General features: G+C 74.8%; 16 protein-coding genes. 11 read left to right on the forward strand and 5 right to left on the reverse strand.

All coding sequences use genetic code 11. The features are described 5' to 3' along the window. Positions 1–21: 21 nt before the first annotated feature. Positions 22–1,344: a PAS domain-containing protein gene (locus tag ABZ840_RS35015; protein ID WP_361567219.1), complete on the reverse strand. Its 1,323-nt coding sequence runs from the start codon at positions 1,342–1,344 to the stop codon at positions 22–24. Positions 1,345–1,692: 348 nt separating this feature from the next. Between ABZ840_RS35015 and ABZ840_RS35020 the strand changes: the two genes are divergently transcribed. Together ABZ840_RS35020 and ABZ840_RS35025 are read left to right on the forward strand one after the other, a co-directional pair. Continuing rightward, complete coding sequence (locus tag ABZ840_RS35020; RefSeq protein WP_361567222.1) at positions 1,693–2,427, forward strand: ANTAR domain-containing protein; 735 nt, start codon at positions 1,693–1,695, stop codon at positions 2,425–2,427. Positions 2,428–2,548: 121 nt separating this feature from the next. Further along, positions 2,549–3,757, forward strand: coding sequence for an aminotransferase class I/II-fold pyridoxal phosphate-dependent enzyme (locus ABZ840_RS35025; protein ID WP_361567225.1), 1,209 nt, complete (start codon positions 2,549–2,551; stop codon positions 3,755–3,757). A 7-nt stretch (positions 3,758–3,764) separates the two neighbouring features. On the opposite strand, the gene ABZ840_RS35030 is transcribed toward ABZ840_RS35025, so the two are convergent. Genes ABZ840_RS35030 through ABZ840_RS35040 form a run of 3 tightly spaced genes read right to left on the reverse strand, consistent with a single transcriptional unit; the run spans position 3,765 to position 5,830 of the window. Then, entirely contained in the window at positions 3,765–4,388 is a 624-nt protein-coding gene (locus ABZ840_RS35030) for a VTT domain-containing protein (protein ID WP_361567268.1), read from the reverse strand. A gap of 56 nt (positions 4,389–4,444) precedes the next feature. Beyond that, entirely contained in the window at positions 4,445–5,227 is a 783-nt protein-coding gene (locus ABZ840_RS35035) for an MBL fold metallo-hydrolase (protein ID WP_361567228.1), read from the reverse strand. Positions 5,228–5,287: 60 nt separating this feature from the next. Further along, entirely contained in the window at positions 5,288–5,830 is a 543-nt protein-coding gene (locus ABZ840_RS35040; protein WP_361567230.1) for a GNAT family N-acetyltransferase, read from the reverse strand. A gap of 200 nt (positions 5,831–6,030) precedes the next feature. On the opposite strand from ABZ840_RS35040, the gene ABZ840_RS35045 reads away from it, so the two are divergent. The 4 genes from ABZ840_RS35045 (at position 6,031) to ABZ840_RS35060 (ending at position 10,780) form a co-directional block, all read left to right on the forward strand. After that, on the forward strand, positions 6,031–8,223 hold the full coding sequence (locus tag ABZ840_RS35045; RefSeq protein WP_361567233.1) for a phage holin family protein: 2,193 nt from the start codon (positions 6,031–6,033) through the stop codon (positions 8,221–8,223). A 150-nt stretch (positions 8,224–8,373) separates the two neighbouring features. Then, positions 8,374–9,759 (forward strand): amino acid permease, encoded by a 1,386-nt coding sequence (locus tag ABZ840_RS35050; protein ID WP_361567236.1) that lies wholly within the window; start codon positions 8,374–8,376, stop codon positions 9,757–9,759. 123 nt (positions 9,760–9,882) lie between these two features. Continuing rightward, complete coding sequence (gene aroQ, locus ABZ840_RS35055) at positions 9,883–10,356, forward strand: type II 3-dehydroquinate dehydratase (protein WP_361567239.1); 474 nt, start codon at positions 9,883–9,885, stop codon at positions 10,354–10,356. A 112-nt stretch (positions 10,357–10,468) separates the two neighbouring features. After that, the gene (locus ABZ840_RS35060) at positions 10,469–10,780 is read left to right on the forward strand and encodes a 4a-hydroxytetrahydrobiopterin dehydratase (protein WP_361567241.1); all 312 of its coding nucleotides are present in this window, start codon (positions 10,469–10,471) and stop codon (positions 10,778–10,780) included. Here the strand turns inward: ABZ840_RS35060 and ABZ840_RS35065 are convergent. Then, on the reverse strand, positions 10,713–11,711 hold the full coding sequence (locus ABZ840_RS35065; protein ID WP_361567243.1) for a YihY/virulence factor BrkB family protein: 999 nt from the start codon (positions 11,709–11,711) through the stop codon (positions 10,713–10,715). The genes ABZ840_RS35060 and ABZ840_RS35065 overlap by 68 nt on opposite strands. 245 nt (positions 11,712–11,956) lie before the next feature. Here ABZ840_RS35065 and ABZ840_RS35070 point away from each other — a divergent pair, with 245 nt between their 5' ends. The 5 genes from ABZ840_RS35070 (at position 11,957) to ABZ840_RS35090 (ending at position 15,163) form a co-directional block, all read left to right on the forward strand. Next, positions 11,957–12,502, forward strand: a complete 546-nt coding sequence (locus tag ABZ840_RS35070; protein WP_361567246.1) for a sigma-70 family RNA polymerase sigma factor — start codon at positions 11,957–11,959, stop codon at positions 12,500–12,502. Next, positions 12,493–13,086, forward strand: a complete 594-nt coding sequence (locus ABZ840_RS35075) for an Asp23/Gls24 family envelope stress response protein (RefSeq protein WP_361567248.1) — start codon at positions 12,493–12,495, stop codon at positions 13,084–13,086. Before ABZ840_RS35070 ends, ABZ840_RS35075 begins: the two co-directional genes overlap by 10 nt. Beyond that, complete coding sequence (locus tag ABZ840_RS35080) at positions 13,083–13,475, forward strand: Asp23/Gls24 family envelope stress response protein (protein WP_361567251.1); 393 nt, start codon at positions 13,083–13,085, stop codon at positions 13,473–13,475. Before ABZ840_RS35075 ends, ABZ840_RS35080 begins: the two co-directional genes overlap by 4 nt. A gap of 88 nt (positions 13,476–13,563) precedes the next feature. Beyond that, positions 13,564–14,514 carry a class I SAM-dependent methyltransferase gene (locus tag ABZ840_RS35085; RefSeq protein WP_361567254.1) on the forward strand — a complete coding sequence of 317 codons (951 nt, stop codon included), beginning with the start codon at positions 13,564–13,566 and terminating at the stop codon, positions 14,512–14,514. Positions 14,515–14,947: 433 nt separating this feature from the next. Further along, the gene (locus ABZ840_RS35090; RefSeq protein ID WP_361567256.1) at positions 14,948–15,163 is read left to right on the forward strand and encodes a hypothetical protein; all 216 of its coding nucleotides are present in this window, start codon (positions 14,948–14,950) and stop codon (positions 15,161–15,163) included. Positions 15,164–15,327: the final 164 nt, after the last annotated feature.

Genomic DNA, 15,327 nt, shown 5'->3' on the forward strand with positions numbered 1-15,327 from the left:
CCGCAGGGCCGGGCCCGGTGCTCAGGGCCGGCTGTCGCGCAGTGCCAGCCCGAGGTGGCGCGACAGCCGGTCCACGGCACCGGCCTCGGCGAGACTGAACGCGCGTCGGGTCCCCGTACGGAAGAGCGTGAGCACACCCCGTACGGGGCCGCCCGGCTCGCGCAGCGGCACGCACAGCAACGACGTGACGGCGGCGCGCGCCAGCAGCGGCGCGCCCGCAGCGTCGTGCCCGAAGGCCGCCAGGTCGTCCGGCCGCACCTGGACGGCCGAACTGCCGGTACGGGCGGTGTCCTCGGCGAGCGGGCAGCCGGCCGGGTCCTGTCCGGCCAGGGCCGCCGCGAGGTCGTCGCTGTCCTCGGGGCCGAGCACCAGCGACCGGCGCAGCGCACCGGGCGCGTGCCCGTCCCGTGCGGCCTCTGCCCCGGGGGCCTCCTGGTCCAGGACCACCCAGTCGGCGAACCGCCCGTGCAGCTCCCGCAGGGCCCGCTCCACCGCGGCCGGCGGCCGCTCGCCGTCCGGCGTCGCGTCCCCCGGCGGGCCGGACAGCAGCGCCGTGGTCGTGTCGTCCAGCAGGTCCATCAGTTCCGCGCCCTGCGTGACCTCCGCGAGGTGCGCACGGGAGAGCGGGCGGGGCGGGTCGGGCACCTGCCGGGCCGACGGCGCGGCGCGCTGCGCGGGCGGCGCCGGGGTGCTCCCGCGCTGCCGTGCCGCGCGGTTCTCCCGCTGTTCGTCCTCGCGTTCCGTGCCGTTGACCGACGGCGGGTCGTACGCGGGCGCGGCGCCGCCGGTGTGGAAGACGGTGAGGACGGCGTTGCCCGGCTCCTGCGGCGGGCGCAGCGCCGTCATCGTCGCCCGCAGCGGCTCCCCGGGCCCGTCCGGCGTACGGAGCAGCCGGACGACCATGCTGCGGTCGCCCTCGTTGCGGGCCACCGCGGCGACCTGGGACCGGAAGGCGGCCCGCACCTCGGGGGCCAGCGAGCCGGTGAGCGGGCGCCCGGTGGCGTACCCCGCGCGCATCCCGAAGAGGATCGTGCCCGCGAAGTTCAGCCGCCGTACGACCGTGTCCGGGTCGAGCAACGCGACGACGCACGGCGTCCGCTGGAACAGCGCGCGCAGCAGCTGCTGCTCCTCCGTCCCCGCCCGCGAGTGGTTGTTCCGCTCGGCCCCCGCCAGCCCTTCGTATCGCGGCAGCAGCACGTCGACGACGTGCTGCAGCTCGAAGAGCGCAGCGTCCAGCGTCGGCTGCTGTTCCTGCGACGGGAGCGTGCGCGCGCTCCGCAGTTCTTCGACCCGCTTGCGGAAGTCGGCGAGCTCTCCGCCGGCTGATTGCTCTACCCCGGCCATGCCCACACCGTATCCGGACCGGCCGGTACCGGCCCCGCCCGTAACCCATCACGTCCGGAAGACCCCCCTTCCGTTCGGAGAAGCAGCAGGTCGTGGGCGCGCGACGGGGCATGGAGAAAGGGCGGTGCCGGGCCGGAACCGGCCCTGGCGCGGCGCATACGAGAGGCGCGCGTGGCGGATGGGCCGGAGCCCGGTGAACTGCGTTCGAACGACGGGATACCGGCGTTTTCCGCGCCCGCGTGCCGGGCATTCGAGTCCCTACGGGCAGGGCCCCCGACATATGCGGGGACGGCCGCGGCGCTCCGCCGTGACGCCCGCCCGACGCACCGACCGAGGGAATGACTGGACATGGTGACCCACACCCTCTGCCCGGTGGACGAACCCGGCGACTCCCAGGGCTCGTCCGCCCGGAGCCTCGCGAACCTCGCGGACGTGGCCGCGCGATGCACCCCGGACAGCTGCGGCGCCACGGCCACCGTCACGACCGGCGAAGCGGCCGACGATCCGCCCGCCGCCGTCACCCACCCCGACCTGTCCACTCTGGTCAGCGTCCAGTGGGAGACCGGCGAAGGGCCCATCCGGGCGGCCCTCGCCTCCGGACACCCCGTCAGCTCCGACGATCTGCTGCACGAGGACCGCTGGCCCGCGTACCGCACGGAGGCCCTGGAGGCCGGCGTACGCTCCAGCACCACGCTGCCGTACCTCCGCGACGGACTGGCGGTCACCGTCACCGTCTACGGCTTCCGGCCCGGCCTCTCCGTCGAGCCCGGCGACTGCGCGGCAGCGGCGCTCGGCGACCTCGCCGCCACCGGGCTCGCCCGCGACCGCAACTACCGACGGGCGCTGGCCGAGGTCGGCCGGCTGGACGCGGCGCTGCGCTCCCGCCCGGTCATCGACCAGGCCTGCGGCATCATGATGTACGTGCTGGGCTGTGACGCGGGCGACGCGTTCGACATGCTGCGCCGGCTCTCCCAGCGGACCAACCGCAAGCTGCACGACCTCGCCGTCGCCGTCGTCCGGACCCGCGGCCGCGGCCTGGAGCGGGAGCTGCGCGTGCTGCGCGAGGGGAACGGCCGGCGCTGACGGCGGCCCGGGGCCCGGGCGGTGACGTGTCCTCCCGCCCGGCACCTCCCCGATCTGCGAGGGTGGTCGCGGCCCGTGCACCGCGCGGGCCCACGACCTGCCGTGGAGAGTGGAGGTACGGATGCAGCCGAGCGCCCCGGAGCCGCACCCGGATCCGGATCCGCCCATGGGACTGCCCGTCCTCCCGGAGCTGGCCGCGCACCTCGCTGCGGCGGCCGACCGCACCGCGCCCGAACCGCCCGGCGGCGCCCGGCCGCTGCGCACCGCCGCCTGCGGCTACTTCGAGCGCCGCGGCCTGGTGACCACCGAGGACCGCGTACTGGCCGGGCCCGGCGCGCCCGCCCTGCTGCTCGGGCTGCTCGCCGCGGCCGGCGGCGACATCGTCGTGCCCCGCCCGTGCGCCGCGTGGTACACGCCGCAGGCCCGGCTGCTGGGCCGTGCCGTGCACCCGGCGCCGGCACCGGCCGAGTCCGGCGGCGTACCGGACCCGTTCACGCTCCTGGAGGCCGTGCACCGGGCGCGGGACGCCGGCGGCGAACCGAAGGTGCTGCTGCTGTCCGTCGCCGACGACCCCACCGGCACCTGCCCGCCGCCCGAGCAGCTGCACGAGGTGTGCGAGGCGGCGGCCGGCGAAGGACTGTGGATCGTCAGCGACGAGACCCGCCGCGACCTGCTGCACGACCCGCACGACACGGTGGTGCTCAGCCCCGCCGAGATGCTGCCCGGCAGCGTCGTCGTCCTCGCCGACCTGCGGGTCACGCTCGTGCCGGCCTCCTGGCCCGCCGCGCTCGCCCGCTTCCCCGCCACCGGCCCCGGCGAGGCCCTGTGCGCCGCGGCGCTCGCCGCGCTGTCCGGGCTCGCGACGCCGCTGCCGGGCCCGCTCGCCGCCGCCGTCGGCCACGCGCTCACCGAGCCGGCCACCGTACGGGAGCGGACCGCGGCGGCGGCCCGGCTGCACGGCCGGCTCGCCGCCGGACTGCACCGCACGCTCACCGGCGCCGGCGCCGTGTGCCGCCCGCCGCACGCCGGCAACCACCTCTACGCCGACCTCGAAGCGCTGCGGCCCGCGTTCGCCGCCCGCGGCGTGACCGGACCGGCCGCACTGGAGCAGGTGCTGGCTCCGTGGGCGGCCCGCGGCGGCCACCGCTTCGGCGACGACCCCAAGGCGCTGCGCGTCCGGCTGAGCACCGAGGCACTGTTCGACCCGGACGCGGACCGCCGCCGGCGCCTCCTGGCCGCCCCCGACCCGCTCCAAGTTCCGTCCGTAGAGGCATCGTTGCGAGAACTGGACGCCGTACTGAGATCGGGCGGCCCCGCGGCCGGTGCGTGACGGGGCCTCAGGGCGTGCGGTCGTGCGGCCTGCGGATCCGGCGCCAGGCGGCCGGTGCCGCGCTGAGCAGGACCGTCAGGCCCACCGCCGCGGCCACGCCCTGCCACGGTTCGCTGAAGAGCGAGCCGCCCAGGATGCCGATGAGCTGGTACGTCGCCGCCCAGGCCAGGCAGGCCGGCAGGTCGCCGCGGGCGAACCAGCGGACCGGCTGCTTCGCCAGCAGGCAGGCCAGCATGACGGGGATGCGCCCGGCCGGCACGAGCCGGGACAGCACGAGCACCTGGACGCCGTGCTCCTCCAGCCGCGCCCGCGCCTGCGCCAGCCGCTCCGGCGCCGACCGTTCGCGCAGCCGCTCCAGCCAGCGCGAGCCGTTCTTCGACCGCACCCCGCGCGCGCCCAGCCAGTACAGCCCGAGGTCGCCGAGGAACGCGGCGGCCGACGCGGTGAGGAAGACCAGCAGCAGTGAGAACGGCGCGGTGTGGTGGAAGGCGACCGCCGCCGCGGAACTGACCAGGGCGCCCGTCGGGACCACCGGGACCAGTGAGCCGAGGACCACCAGGACGAAGAGGGAGGGGTAGCCGGCCGCCTGCTGGGTGGTCTCCGGCGGTACGACGGCCGCCAGCCGGTCCATCAACTGCGGTGCCTGGGAAGCGAGTTCGGCCAGGGGTTCGGACGCCCGGTACGTGTTCACCGGCCCGCCGCCAGCCGCGCGGAACCGCCGTGCTCCAGCTGATGCACCGTCACCTCGGGCGCCAGCAGCGCCGACTGCCGGACGAACTCCTGTCCGGGTGCGTGGAATTCGTGCGGCCGCACCGCGTCCATGCCGATCGGCCAGTACGTGCCGTAGTGCACCGGCACCGCGTCGCGCGGCGCGAGCCGGGCCGCCGCCACCGCCGCACGGTGCGCGTCCAGGTGCCCGTGACCGAGGAACGGGCCCCAGCCGCCCACCGGCAGCAGCGCCACGTCGCACGTCCCGACCTCGTCAGCCATGTCGTCGAAGAGCCCGGTGTCCCCCGCGAAGTACGTCGTGGCCGTGCCCCGGACCACATAGCCGAGCGCCGGCACGCGGTGCGGTCCGTACGGCAGCCGCCGTCCGTCGTGCGCGGCGCGCACCGCCCGCACGGTCAGTGCGCCGACCGCCGTCTCCTCGCCCGCTTCGAGCTCGGTGAGGGGCAGCTCACCGGCGGCCGCGGTGCGGCGGAGCCCCGGCAGCGCGGCCGGTGCGCCGCGCGGCACGATCAGCCGGGTGCCGGGCGCGAGCCGGGCGAGCGAGGGGAGGTGGAGATGGTCGGAGTGCAGGTGGGAGATGAGCACGGCGTCGGCCACCGCGGCGCGGCCGTCGGGGACGGGGCCGCGCCGGCGCCGCAGGTGCGCCAGGCGCCGGACGAAGAGCGGATCGGTCAGCAGCCGGACGCCGGAGTCCTCGACCGTCGCGGTGGCATGTCCCCACCAGGTGACCTCCACCGGCACCGAAGACCTCCTCGCCTCGTCCGCCCGTACCCGTTCCGTCCGCTCCTCCGAGCGTAGCTCTCACCCCGCCCGGCGCTCCGCGTCAGGGGCGTCGATGACGTACACCCGGACCGCCCGGCCGCAGGTCGGGTCGACCGTCTCGCGGTCCGGGCGCATGCCCAGCTTCCGCATGATCCGCTCGGAGGCGTCGTTGCCGCGCTGCGCGATGCTGATGATCCGTTCCAGCCCGCGCTCGCGGAAGCCGTAGTCCAGCGCGGCCCGCGCCGCCTCCGTGGCGATGCCCCGGCCCCAGTACGGCTGCCCCAGCCGCCAGCCGATCTCCACGGCGGGCAGCACCTGAGGCAGGAAGTGCGGTACGGACAGGCCGGTGAACCCCGCGAGCTCCCCCGAGTCCCGCAGCTCCACCGCGAAGAGTCCGAAGCCCTCGATGTCCCACTCCTGTTCCCAGGAGGAGATGCCGGAGGCGGTCTGCGTCAGGCTGCGCGTCGCGCCGCTCCCGATCCAGCGCATCACTTCGGGATCGGCGTTCACGGTCGCCATCGGCTGGAGGTCCCCGGGGAGCCAGCGGCGCAGCACGAGCCGCTGCGTATGCAAAGTGATCACGCTTCATCCTGCCAAATCATGTCCATGGGACCGCCGGCGGAGCGATTCCCGAGGACCGCCCCCGGCTGCCGTCACCGTCCTCATGCCCGATGCGCACGTGTGACGTAACGCCACGATCCGGCCCCTCGTGCCGGTGTGGCACGCTGAGGCGCGTACCGGACACCCGTACCGGGACATCGGTGAGGAAAGGTGAGTGCGGAGTGCGGCGACCCCGATGGCGGAGCGCGGGCGGTGCCCTGCTGCGAGTGATCGCGGTCTGGGCGGTCTCAACCGTCGCCATGCTCGCGCTGGCCGGTGCGCTGCCCGACTTCCGGCTCCAGTCCGCCGACGGCGACAGCGCCACCCGCATCGCGGTCACCGCCGCGCTCGCCGCCGGGGCCTACGGCCTGCTCGGCGCCCTGGTGTGGCCGGTGCTCGTCCGCACCCTGCTGCTGGTGCCCGCGCTCGTGCTCGGCCTGCTGGTCTTCGCGCTCAACGGCTCGCTGCTGCTGATCGCGCTCTGGCTGGTCCCCGACGGGCGCGGTGCCGCCTCCCCGGAGACCGCGGTGGTGGTCGCGGCCGTGATGTCGGCGGTCTCCTCCGCGACCGGTGCGGCCCTCGCGGTCGGCGACGACGACGCCTACCGCCGGCGGCTGGCCCGGCTCGCGCTGCGGCGCCGCAGCACGGTGGTGCAGGACCCGGCGGGCGCCCCGCCCGGCACGGTCTTCCTCCAGCTCGACGGCGTCGGGCACGACGTGCTCGCCGACGCGCTGGCCGGCCCCGACCCGCTCATGCCCACCGTCGCGGCCTGGGCCGGCACGACCCACACGCTCACCCCCTGGCGCACCGACTGGTCCAGTCAGACCGGTGCCAGCCAGCTCGGCATCCTGCACGGCACCAACCACGACCTGCCCGCCTTCCGCTGGTACGAGAAGGACACCGGCGAGGTCGTCGTCAGCAACCGCCCGACCAGCGCCGCCGAGCTGCAGCGCCGCGCCATGGCCAGGACCGGCGACGGCGGCCTGCTCAGCGTGGACGGCGCCAGCCGCGGCAATCTCTTCAGCGGCGGCGCGGCGCAGCTCGCGCTGGTGCTCTCGGTCGCCGCCCGGCGCGGCCGGTACAACCGCTCGCGGGCCGGCTACTTCGCCTACTTCTCCGACCCGGCGAACGCCACCCGCACCGCCGCCTCCTTCGTCGTCGAGGTCTTCCGCGAGATCGGCCAGGCGCTGCGGGCCCGCTTCCGCGGGACCGGCCCCCGGGTCAAGCGCGGCGGCCTCTACCCCTTCGTACGGGCCTTCGCGACCGTCGTGGAGCGGGACGTGGTGGTCGCCGCGGTGATCGGCGACATGCTCGTGGGCCGTACCGCGGTCTACGCCGACCTGGTCGCGTACGACGAGGTCGCGCACCACTCGGGGCCGGCGAGCCGGGACGCCCGGCTGGTGCTGGAACGCCTGGACCGCTCGCTCGCGCTGATCGCCAAGGTCGCCCGGCACGCGCCGCGTCCGTACCGCATCGTGCTCCTCTCCGACCACGGCCAGAGCCCCGGCGAGACCTTCGCCGGACGGTACGGGCTGACGCTGGAGGACCTGGTGCGGGCCGGCTGCGGGCTGCCCGTGCCGCGGCGGGCGCGCCGCAGCCCCACCGGCGCCGAGGCCAGGAACACCGCGCGCGCCGCGCTGCGCCGCCCCGAGGAGGAGCCGGAGGAGACCACGCGGCGGGCCCGGCGGGCGGCCGAGCCGATCGTGCTGGCCTCCGGCAACCTCGGCCTGGTCTCCTTCCCGTCGATAGCGGGCCGGGCGACCCGCGAGCAGATCGACCGGCGCAACCCGGCGCTGCTGAGCACGCTGGCCGAGCACCCCGGCATCGGCTTCCTGCTCGTCCGGTCCGAGGAGCACGGCGCGGTGGTGCTCGGGCCGCGCGGCGGCGCCCACCATCTCGACAGCGGGCTGGTGACCGGCGAGGACCCGCTGGCGCCGTTCGGGCCGGGCGCCGCGGACGCCGTACGCCGCACCGACGGCTTCCCGCACGTCGCCGACATCATGATCAACTCCTGCTGCGATCCGGAGACGGGTGAGGTGCACGCCTTCGAGGAGCAGATCGGCTCGCACGGCGGGCTCGGCGGGCCGCAGTCCCACCCCTTCCTCCTCTGGCCCGAGGGGCTCACGCCGCCCGTGGGGGAGGGCACGGAACTGGTCGGCGCCGAGCGGGTCCACTACGTCTTCCGGCGCTGGCTGACCGAGGGCGGCGGCCCGGCGGTACCGGTCGGGGAGCCGCCGGCCAGCGGGGAACCGCCCGCGGAGGAGCGCCCTGTCGGCGACGGTTCCCGGCCCGCCGTGAACGAAATCCGGCCACGAGGCGCGGTGCCCGAAGGTTTTTCGCCCGGCCGGGGCGGCCCACAGGAGGAACAGCGCTGATTTTGAGGCGGCCTCCGGGGTCCCGGACGATGGTGGGGCGCCCGCGGCCGTCCGGCCGGGCGCGGCGCGCCCGGTGCCCGACACTGGCCCGGTGCGCAGGGCGTCCGGCGATCCTCGGGCGCAGAGCACAAGAGAGAGCCACCACGCGCCATGCACGACCGGCACACCCGCCGCTTCGGTCTGGGGACCGCCACCGCCCTGGTGATGGGCAACATCATCGGGGGCGGCATCTTCCTGCTCCCCGCCTCGGTCGCCCCCTTCGGGACCGTCAGCCTCGTCGCCTTCGGCGTCCTGACCCTGGGCGCCATCGCACTCGCCCTGGTCTTCGGGCGGCTGGCGCAGCGTCATCCCGACACCGGCGGCCCGTACGTCTACGCCCGTGAGGCGTTCGGCGACTTCGCCGGCTTCCTGTCCGCCTGGTCGTACTGGACCATGGCCTGGGTCAGCAACGCGGCGCTCGCCGTCGCGGCCGTCGGGTACGTCCATGTGCTCTTCCCCGGCCACGCCTCCACGGGCCTGGACCTGACCGTCGCACTGGCCGCGCTCTGGCTCCCGGCGATCTCCAACTTCGCCGGTACCCGCTACGTCGGCGCGGTCCAGCTGATCGCCACCGTCCTGAAGTTCATCCCCCTCCTCTTCATCGCGATCGCGGGGCTGTTCTTCTTCGACGCGGACAACCTCGGCTCGTTCAACGCGGGCGGCGGCAGCGCGCTGGGCGGCCTGTCCGCGGCGGCGGCCTTCCTCCTCTACAGCTACCTCGGCCTGGAGTCCGCCGCGATGAGCGCCGGCGAGGTGCGCAACCCGCAGCGGAACGTCGGCCGGGCCACCGTCCTCGGCGTCGTCGGCGCCGCGGTCGTCTACCTCCTCGGCACGGTCTCCGTCTTCGGCACCGTCCCGCACGACAAGCTGGTCGACTCCAAGGCGCCGTTCTCCGACGCCATCAACGTGATGTTCGGCGGCCACTGGGGCGGCATGCTGGTCGCCGCCGCCGCGGTGATCTCCATCGTCGGCGCGCTGAACGGCTGGACGCTGATGAGCGCCCAGTCCCCGTACGCCGCCGCGCGGGACGGCCTCTTCCCGGCCGCCTTCCAGAAGAAGCGGCGCGGCGTGCCGACCTTCGGCGTGCTCGCCTCGGCGATCCTGGCCAGCGCGCTGACCGTGGTCAACTACGTCTCCGGCGCCGGCGGCGTCTTCGAGATCCTCGTCCTGATCACCACCTTCTCGGCCACCGTCCCCTACCTCCTCGCCGCCGCCGCGCAGATCTACTACCTGCTCACCGGGCGCCGCGACGAGGTGCGTCCAGGGCGCTTCGCCCGCGACCTGATCCTCGCGCTGGTCGCCTTCGGCTTCACCTTCTGGCTGGTGGCCGGCGCCGGGTACGCGGCGATCTACCAGGGCGTGCTGTTCCTCTTCGCCGGCATCCTGGTCTACGCGTGGATGCGGGCGCGGCGCACCGTACGCGAGCGGGAGACCGCCGAGGCGGGACTCCCGGCGGAGGCGGCCGACGCCCCGAAGCACGAGGAACCGGCGGCCTGACGCCCCACGGGGGCCCGGACGATCACTCTTCGGTCGCCCGCCCGGCGGCCGCGGGGTCCGTGATAGATCTCCGGTGGAAGCCGCACACCGCCAGGTGGCAGCCGTACACCGAAGGAGAGCCCGATGCCCGCCCGTTCCCTCGCCACCGCGCCGATCCTCGTCCTCAACGGCCCGAACCTGAACCTCCTCGGACAGCGGCAGCCGGAGATCTACGGCTCCGACACCCTCGCCGACGTGGAGGCGCTGTGCGCCAAGACCGCGGAGGCGCACGGCGGCACCGTGGACTGCCGGCAGTCCAACCACGAGGGCGAGCTCGTCGACTGGATCCACGAGGCCCGCACCGCGCACGCCGGCATCGTGATCAACCCGGCCGCCTACTCCCATACCTCGGTCGCGATCCTCGACGCCCTCAACACCTGCGACGGCCTGCCCGTCATCGAGGTGCACATCTCCAACATCCATCACCGCGAGGAGTTCCGGCACCACTCCTACGTCTCGCACCGCGCCGACGGCGTCATCGCGGGCTGCGGCGTCCAGGGCTACGCCTTCGCGGTCGAGCGGGTGGCCGCGCTGGTCGCCGCGCGTCAGGAGGGCTGACCGCCCGCACCCCGCCGGAGTCGCACATTGGCGCGAAAGCGGGTTCGGCGTGCGAGGGTGGGTGGAAAAGCTGGAACGCAGATACCGGGCGACGGCCGAGAGGCGGTACGACATGAACGGTCAGGTGGATCCGCTCACCGACAAGGAGATCGAGGACCGGCTGGCGGAGCTGCCGGGCTGGTCGGTGGCCGAGGACCGGCTCACCCGCACGTACCGCTTCGACAGCCACCTCCCGGCTGCCGCGATGGTCGTGCACGTGGCCCAGCTCCAGGAGGAACTGGACCACCACTCCGAGCAGACCCTCGGCTACAACACCCTCGCCATCGCGGTGAACACGCACAGCGCCGGCGGCCGCATCACCGAGCGGGACTTCGCCCTCGCACAGCGGATCGAAGCCGTCGCAGCGGGCCACGGGGCGCACTGATCCTGCCCCGCGCGAGCTGCGGCGCCGCCCGCGTCAGCTCGGCGTTGAACTGCGCGCCGGTCAGCAGGGAGAGGTGGGAGAACCACAGCCAGATGAGGAACACCACCGGTCCCGCCAGCGAGCCGTACAGCCGGCTGAACGTGCCTGCGTACGACGCGTAGAGGGCGAAGCCCGCCGAGGAGACCAGCCAGAGCAGTACCGCGAGGACGCCGCCGGGCACCCCGCGCCGCACCCCGCGCGAGGCCGCCGGTCCCGACCGGAAGAGGACCAGCACCAGCACGGTCGCCAGGCACAGCAGGAACGGCCACTTGACCACGTTCCAGGTCGCCTCGGCGGCCCGGCCCAGGCCCACGGCCCGCCCCAGCGCACGCGCCAGCGGCCCGCTGGCCAGCAGCGCCACCGCACTGCCGATCAGCGAGGCCAGCAGCACCAGCGCGGTGCCGAGGATGCGCGGCGCCTTCCGCCACGGCGGCCGGTCGTCCTTGACCCGGTGCATGGCGTGCAGCGCCCGCCGGAACACCGCGAGATAGCTGCACGAGGACCACACGGCGCTCACCGTCGCACCGCCCACCAGCAGCCAGGCGGCGGTCCGCTGGTGGGCCATCGAGACCAGCGCGCGGTGCAGCGTGTCACCGGACTGGGCCGGGGCGAGCGAGCTGATGTGCGCGATCAGCTGCCCGGTCGCGGGCGGATCGGCCAGGCCGATCAGCGACACCGTGATGATCATGGCCGGCAGCAGCGCCAGCACGGAGTAGTACGTCAGGCTCGCGGCCCAGTCCGTCAGGTCGTCGTTCCACACGGACACCGGCGTACGGCGCAGGGCGGTGCGCCACTGGCGCCAGGACGGCAGCGAGCGCCCCGCCACCGTGCCCGGTCCGGCCCGCTCCGGCGTCTGCTGCCCGGGCACCCGGCGCTCATCGCCGACCTCCATCGCGCTGGTCTTCCTCTCCGTACGGACCGATCTGTTCCGGCCAGGCCCCCATCCTGCCCCGTTCTGGCGGTTCTCCGTACCGCGCGGGGGCCGCGATGCCGGGCGAAGGATCGGATAATGGGCGTAATCGGAGCGCTTTGTGCGTGCCGTACCGCGACATCGGCGGCCAGGCGTGTCCCAATGGGCCCCGGGGCAGTGATGCCTGGCACGGATGTTCCGAGGTACGGACGGAGAGGAGCGGACGGGTGCCCGAACCCGGCGATGGCCTCCTGGCCGCACGGGCCGCGGAGGGGGACGAGGGGGCGTTCGAGGTGCTCGTACGGCGGCACGGCCCGTCGCTGCTGCGCCTGGCGACCCGTCTCCTGGGCAGCAGGGCCGACGCGGAGGACGCCGTGCAGGACGCGTTCGTCAACGCCTGGCGCCGGATGCCCGGGTTCCGCGGCGATGCCTCGTTCTCGACGTGGATGTACCGCATCGTCACCAACCGCTGCCTGAACATCCTGCGGGCCCGCCGCCCCACCCAGGACCTCGGCTCGGTCCCCGAGCCGCCCGCGCCCGAGCACGCCTCGTCGCCCGTCCGCGCCGCCGAGTCGCACGCGGCCGTGGAAGCGCTGGGCGACGCCATGCGGGGACTCACCCCCGAACAGCGCGCCTGCTGGGTCCTGCGCGAACTCCAGGGGCTGCCCTACGACGAGATCGCCGAGATCGTCGGCAGCACGCACCAGGCGGTACGCGGCCGGGTTTTCCGGGCCCGCCGCCATCTGACGGAGGCGATGAGCTCATGGCGGTAGGCGAGGCGTACGAAGAGGATCCGGCGCTGCCCTGCGGCCGCACGCTCTCGGAGGTCTGGGAGGCGGCCGAGGAGTCGCCGGACGACCCGCACACGGCCGGGTGCCCGCACTGCCAGGAGGCCCTGGCGCAGCTCGGCGTGCTGGACGACTACGTACGGGAGGCCCGGACCGGCGCCGCCGACGAGGCCGCCGAAGCGGCGGACGCGGCGGCCGCCGAGCGGCTCACGGCACGGGTGATGGACCTGGTCAGAACCGAGCTGCGGCCCGGCCGCACCCTGCCGCTGGGCGAGCCCGCGGACGACGCCTGGATCACCGAGGCGGCGGCCGCGAAGGCGTTCCGCGCGGCGGCCGAGACACTGCCCGCGGTCCACGCCGGAAGCTGCCGGGTGACCCTGACGGCGCCCGAGGGCCCGATGACGGTGAGCATGGAGGTCGCGGCGGGCCTGCGGTGGGAGCTGCCGGACCTGGCGGAACAGGTGCGCCGGCGGGTGCGCGCGGCGGCGGACGAGGCGGTCGGCCTGACCGTCTCCGCGGTCGACGTCGCGGTCGTCGACCTCATCGACGAGTCGGAGGAGCCGGCATGAGCGGTGCACAGCAGGCGGAGGGCCGGGGGAGGACCGACCGGGAACTGCGCGCACTCCTCCAGCGGACCGCCGCCGAGGCCGTGCGCAACACCCCCGGGGTGGCCTACCTCCGCCCCGGCCTGGGCGACCTGGTGCGCGGCGCGGTACCGCTGCTCGCCGCCGCCGACGAGCAGCGCGTCGCGGGTGTACGCGCCGAGCCGGACGATTCGGGCCGGTGGCGCCTGCGCATCCACCTCGCCGTACGCCGCGGCCACCGGGCGCTGGACGTCACCCGCGCGGTACGCGCCGAGGTGACGGCCGCGGTCCACCGCGCGTGTGCGCCGGACGGCCCCGAAGGCCACGGCATCGCGGGGCTCACGGTCACGGTGACGGTCACGGACCTGGCCTGACCGGCGCGCGTCCCTGCCGGCTCCGGGGTGCCGCCACCGCGCCGCCGAGGTGGTTGCTCTCCGGTGCGCCGTGCCGGAGGCTCGGCCCATGACCGATACTCCGCACCACCACTCGCACGGCCACGGCCACGGCCACGGCCATGGTCACGGCCACGGACACGGCCACGACGACACGCACGTCGACTGGGACGAGCACGCCCCGGTACTGGAGCGCCAGGCCGAGATCGCCACGCCGATGTACGAACAGGCCGCCGACTGGCTGCGCACGCTTCTGGGCGGTACGGAGGAACACGCGTCCGGGACGGTGCCGGTCCGCCGCCTCTGGGACGTCGGCTCGGGGCCCGGCGTCCTCACCTGCCTGCTGGCACGCGCCTTCCCCGAAGCCGAGGTGGTGGCGATCGATCCCGCGCCGGCGCTGCTGGCCCGGGTCCGCGACCGCGCCGCGCGGCTCGGGCTTTCCGACCGGGTGCGCACCCACGAGGCCGAGCTGCCCGGCGGCCTCGAAGGGCTCGGCAGTGCCGACCTCATCTGGACGAGCAAGGTGCTGCACCACGTGGGCGACCAGGCGGCAGCGGTCGCGCTGCTGGCCGGGCGGCTGCGGCCCGGCGGCGTGCTCGCGGTGGCCGAGGGCGGGCTGCCGGACCGGATGCTGCCGCGCGACATCGGTATCGGGCGGCCCGGTCTGCAGGCGCGGATGGACGCGGCACAGGAGGAGTGGTTCGCGCGGATGCGCGCCGACCTGCCGGGGCACCGCGACACGGCGGAGGACTGGCCCGCGATGCTGGCCGCCGCCGGGCTGCACGACACCGGCAGCCGGAGCTTCCTGCTCGACCTGCCGGCCCCGCTCACGGGCGACGCGCGTGACCACGTGGCGGACCGGCTGGCCGGCGCCGCCGAGAGGTACGCCGAGCTGCTGGACTCCTCCGACCGGGCGGTACTGGCACGCCTCACCGACCCCGCCGACGAGGCCGCCATCGCCCACCGCCCCGACGCCTTCCTGCTCTCGGCCCAAACGGTCCACGCGGGCCGAGCACAGTAACCGACACCGATTCTGACGCATCGTCAGTCATCGGCCCCTTCGTCGGTGGCTGTCGCGCCCTTCAAGGAGAAATCGGGAGGCACGGACGAGGGCTCGGGCGTCACCGGCGAGGGCCCGGGAGACATCGGGAACCACCCGAACTCCGGCTCGGGTTGCCGCGACGGCGTGTCCGCCCCGCCGTTCAGCCACAACGCCAGCCCGCCCCCTCCGACGACCAGTACGCCCCAGGCAATGACCAGCCACTTCTTCCCCCGCCGCGACACCCGTGCCCCCTCGTTCCGTCGATGGCCGTAGATCGTATGACAGTTCAGGCGAAGGGCGGCGCCGCGGGGTCCTGCGTCGCCGCTGTTCGAGTGGACCGCGCAGTGCGCCAGTTTTTCCGGATCGCCACCCGGTCAAGCAAGTGACGATCCGACTGAAGGAGAAGATGCTCATGCGCGTGCGTACAGCGGTCACCGCGACCGTGCTCTCGGCTCTCGTCGTCCTGGGTGCCGCGGGCGCCGCCGCGGCGGCACCTCCGCCCGAGACGGCCGGCGCCTCCGGCTCGCCGTCCGGTTCGTCGTCCGACTCCGAAGAGGACGACAAAGGCTCGCTCATCGACATCGGCGAGCTCCTCGTCCTGAGCCGGAACGGAGTCAACTACGCCTGACTCCTCAAGAACGACGGCGCCGCCGCCCACTGACCGTGGCCGGGCCGTCGTCGACGCGGATCACCTCTGCGCACAGCCGCGTACGGCCTGCGCGCAGAAGGCTTGTCCGACCCGTATCGCGGGCCGGTCCCAGCATTTAAAGTGCTTAATCGTGGAACTCAGGC

The sequence above is a fragment of the Streptomyces sp. NPDC047117 genome, assembly GCF_040643545.1.
Lineage (GTDB): Bacteria > Actinomycetota > Actinomycetes > Streptomycetales > Streptomycetaceae > Streptomyces.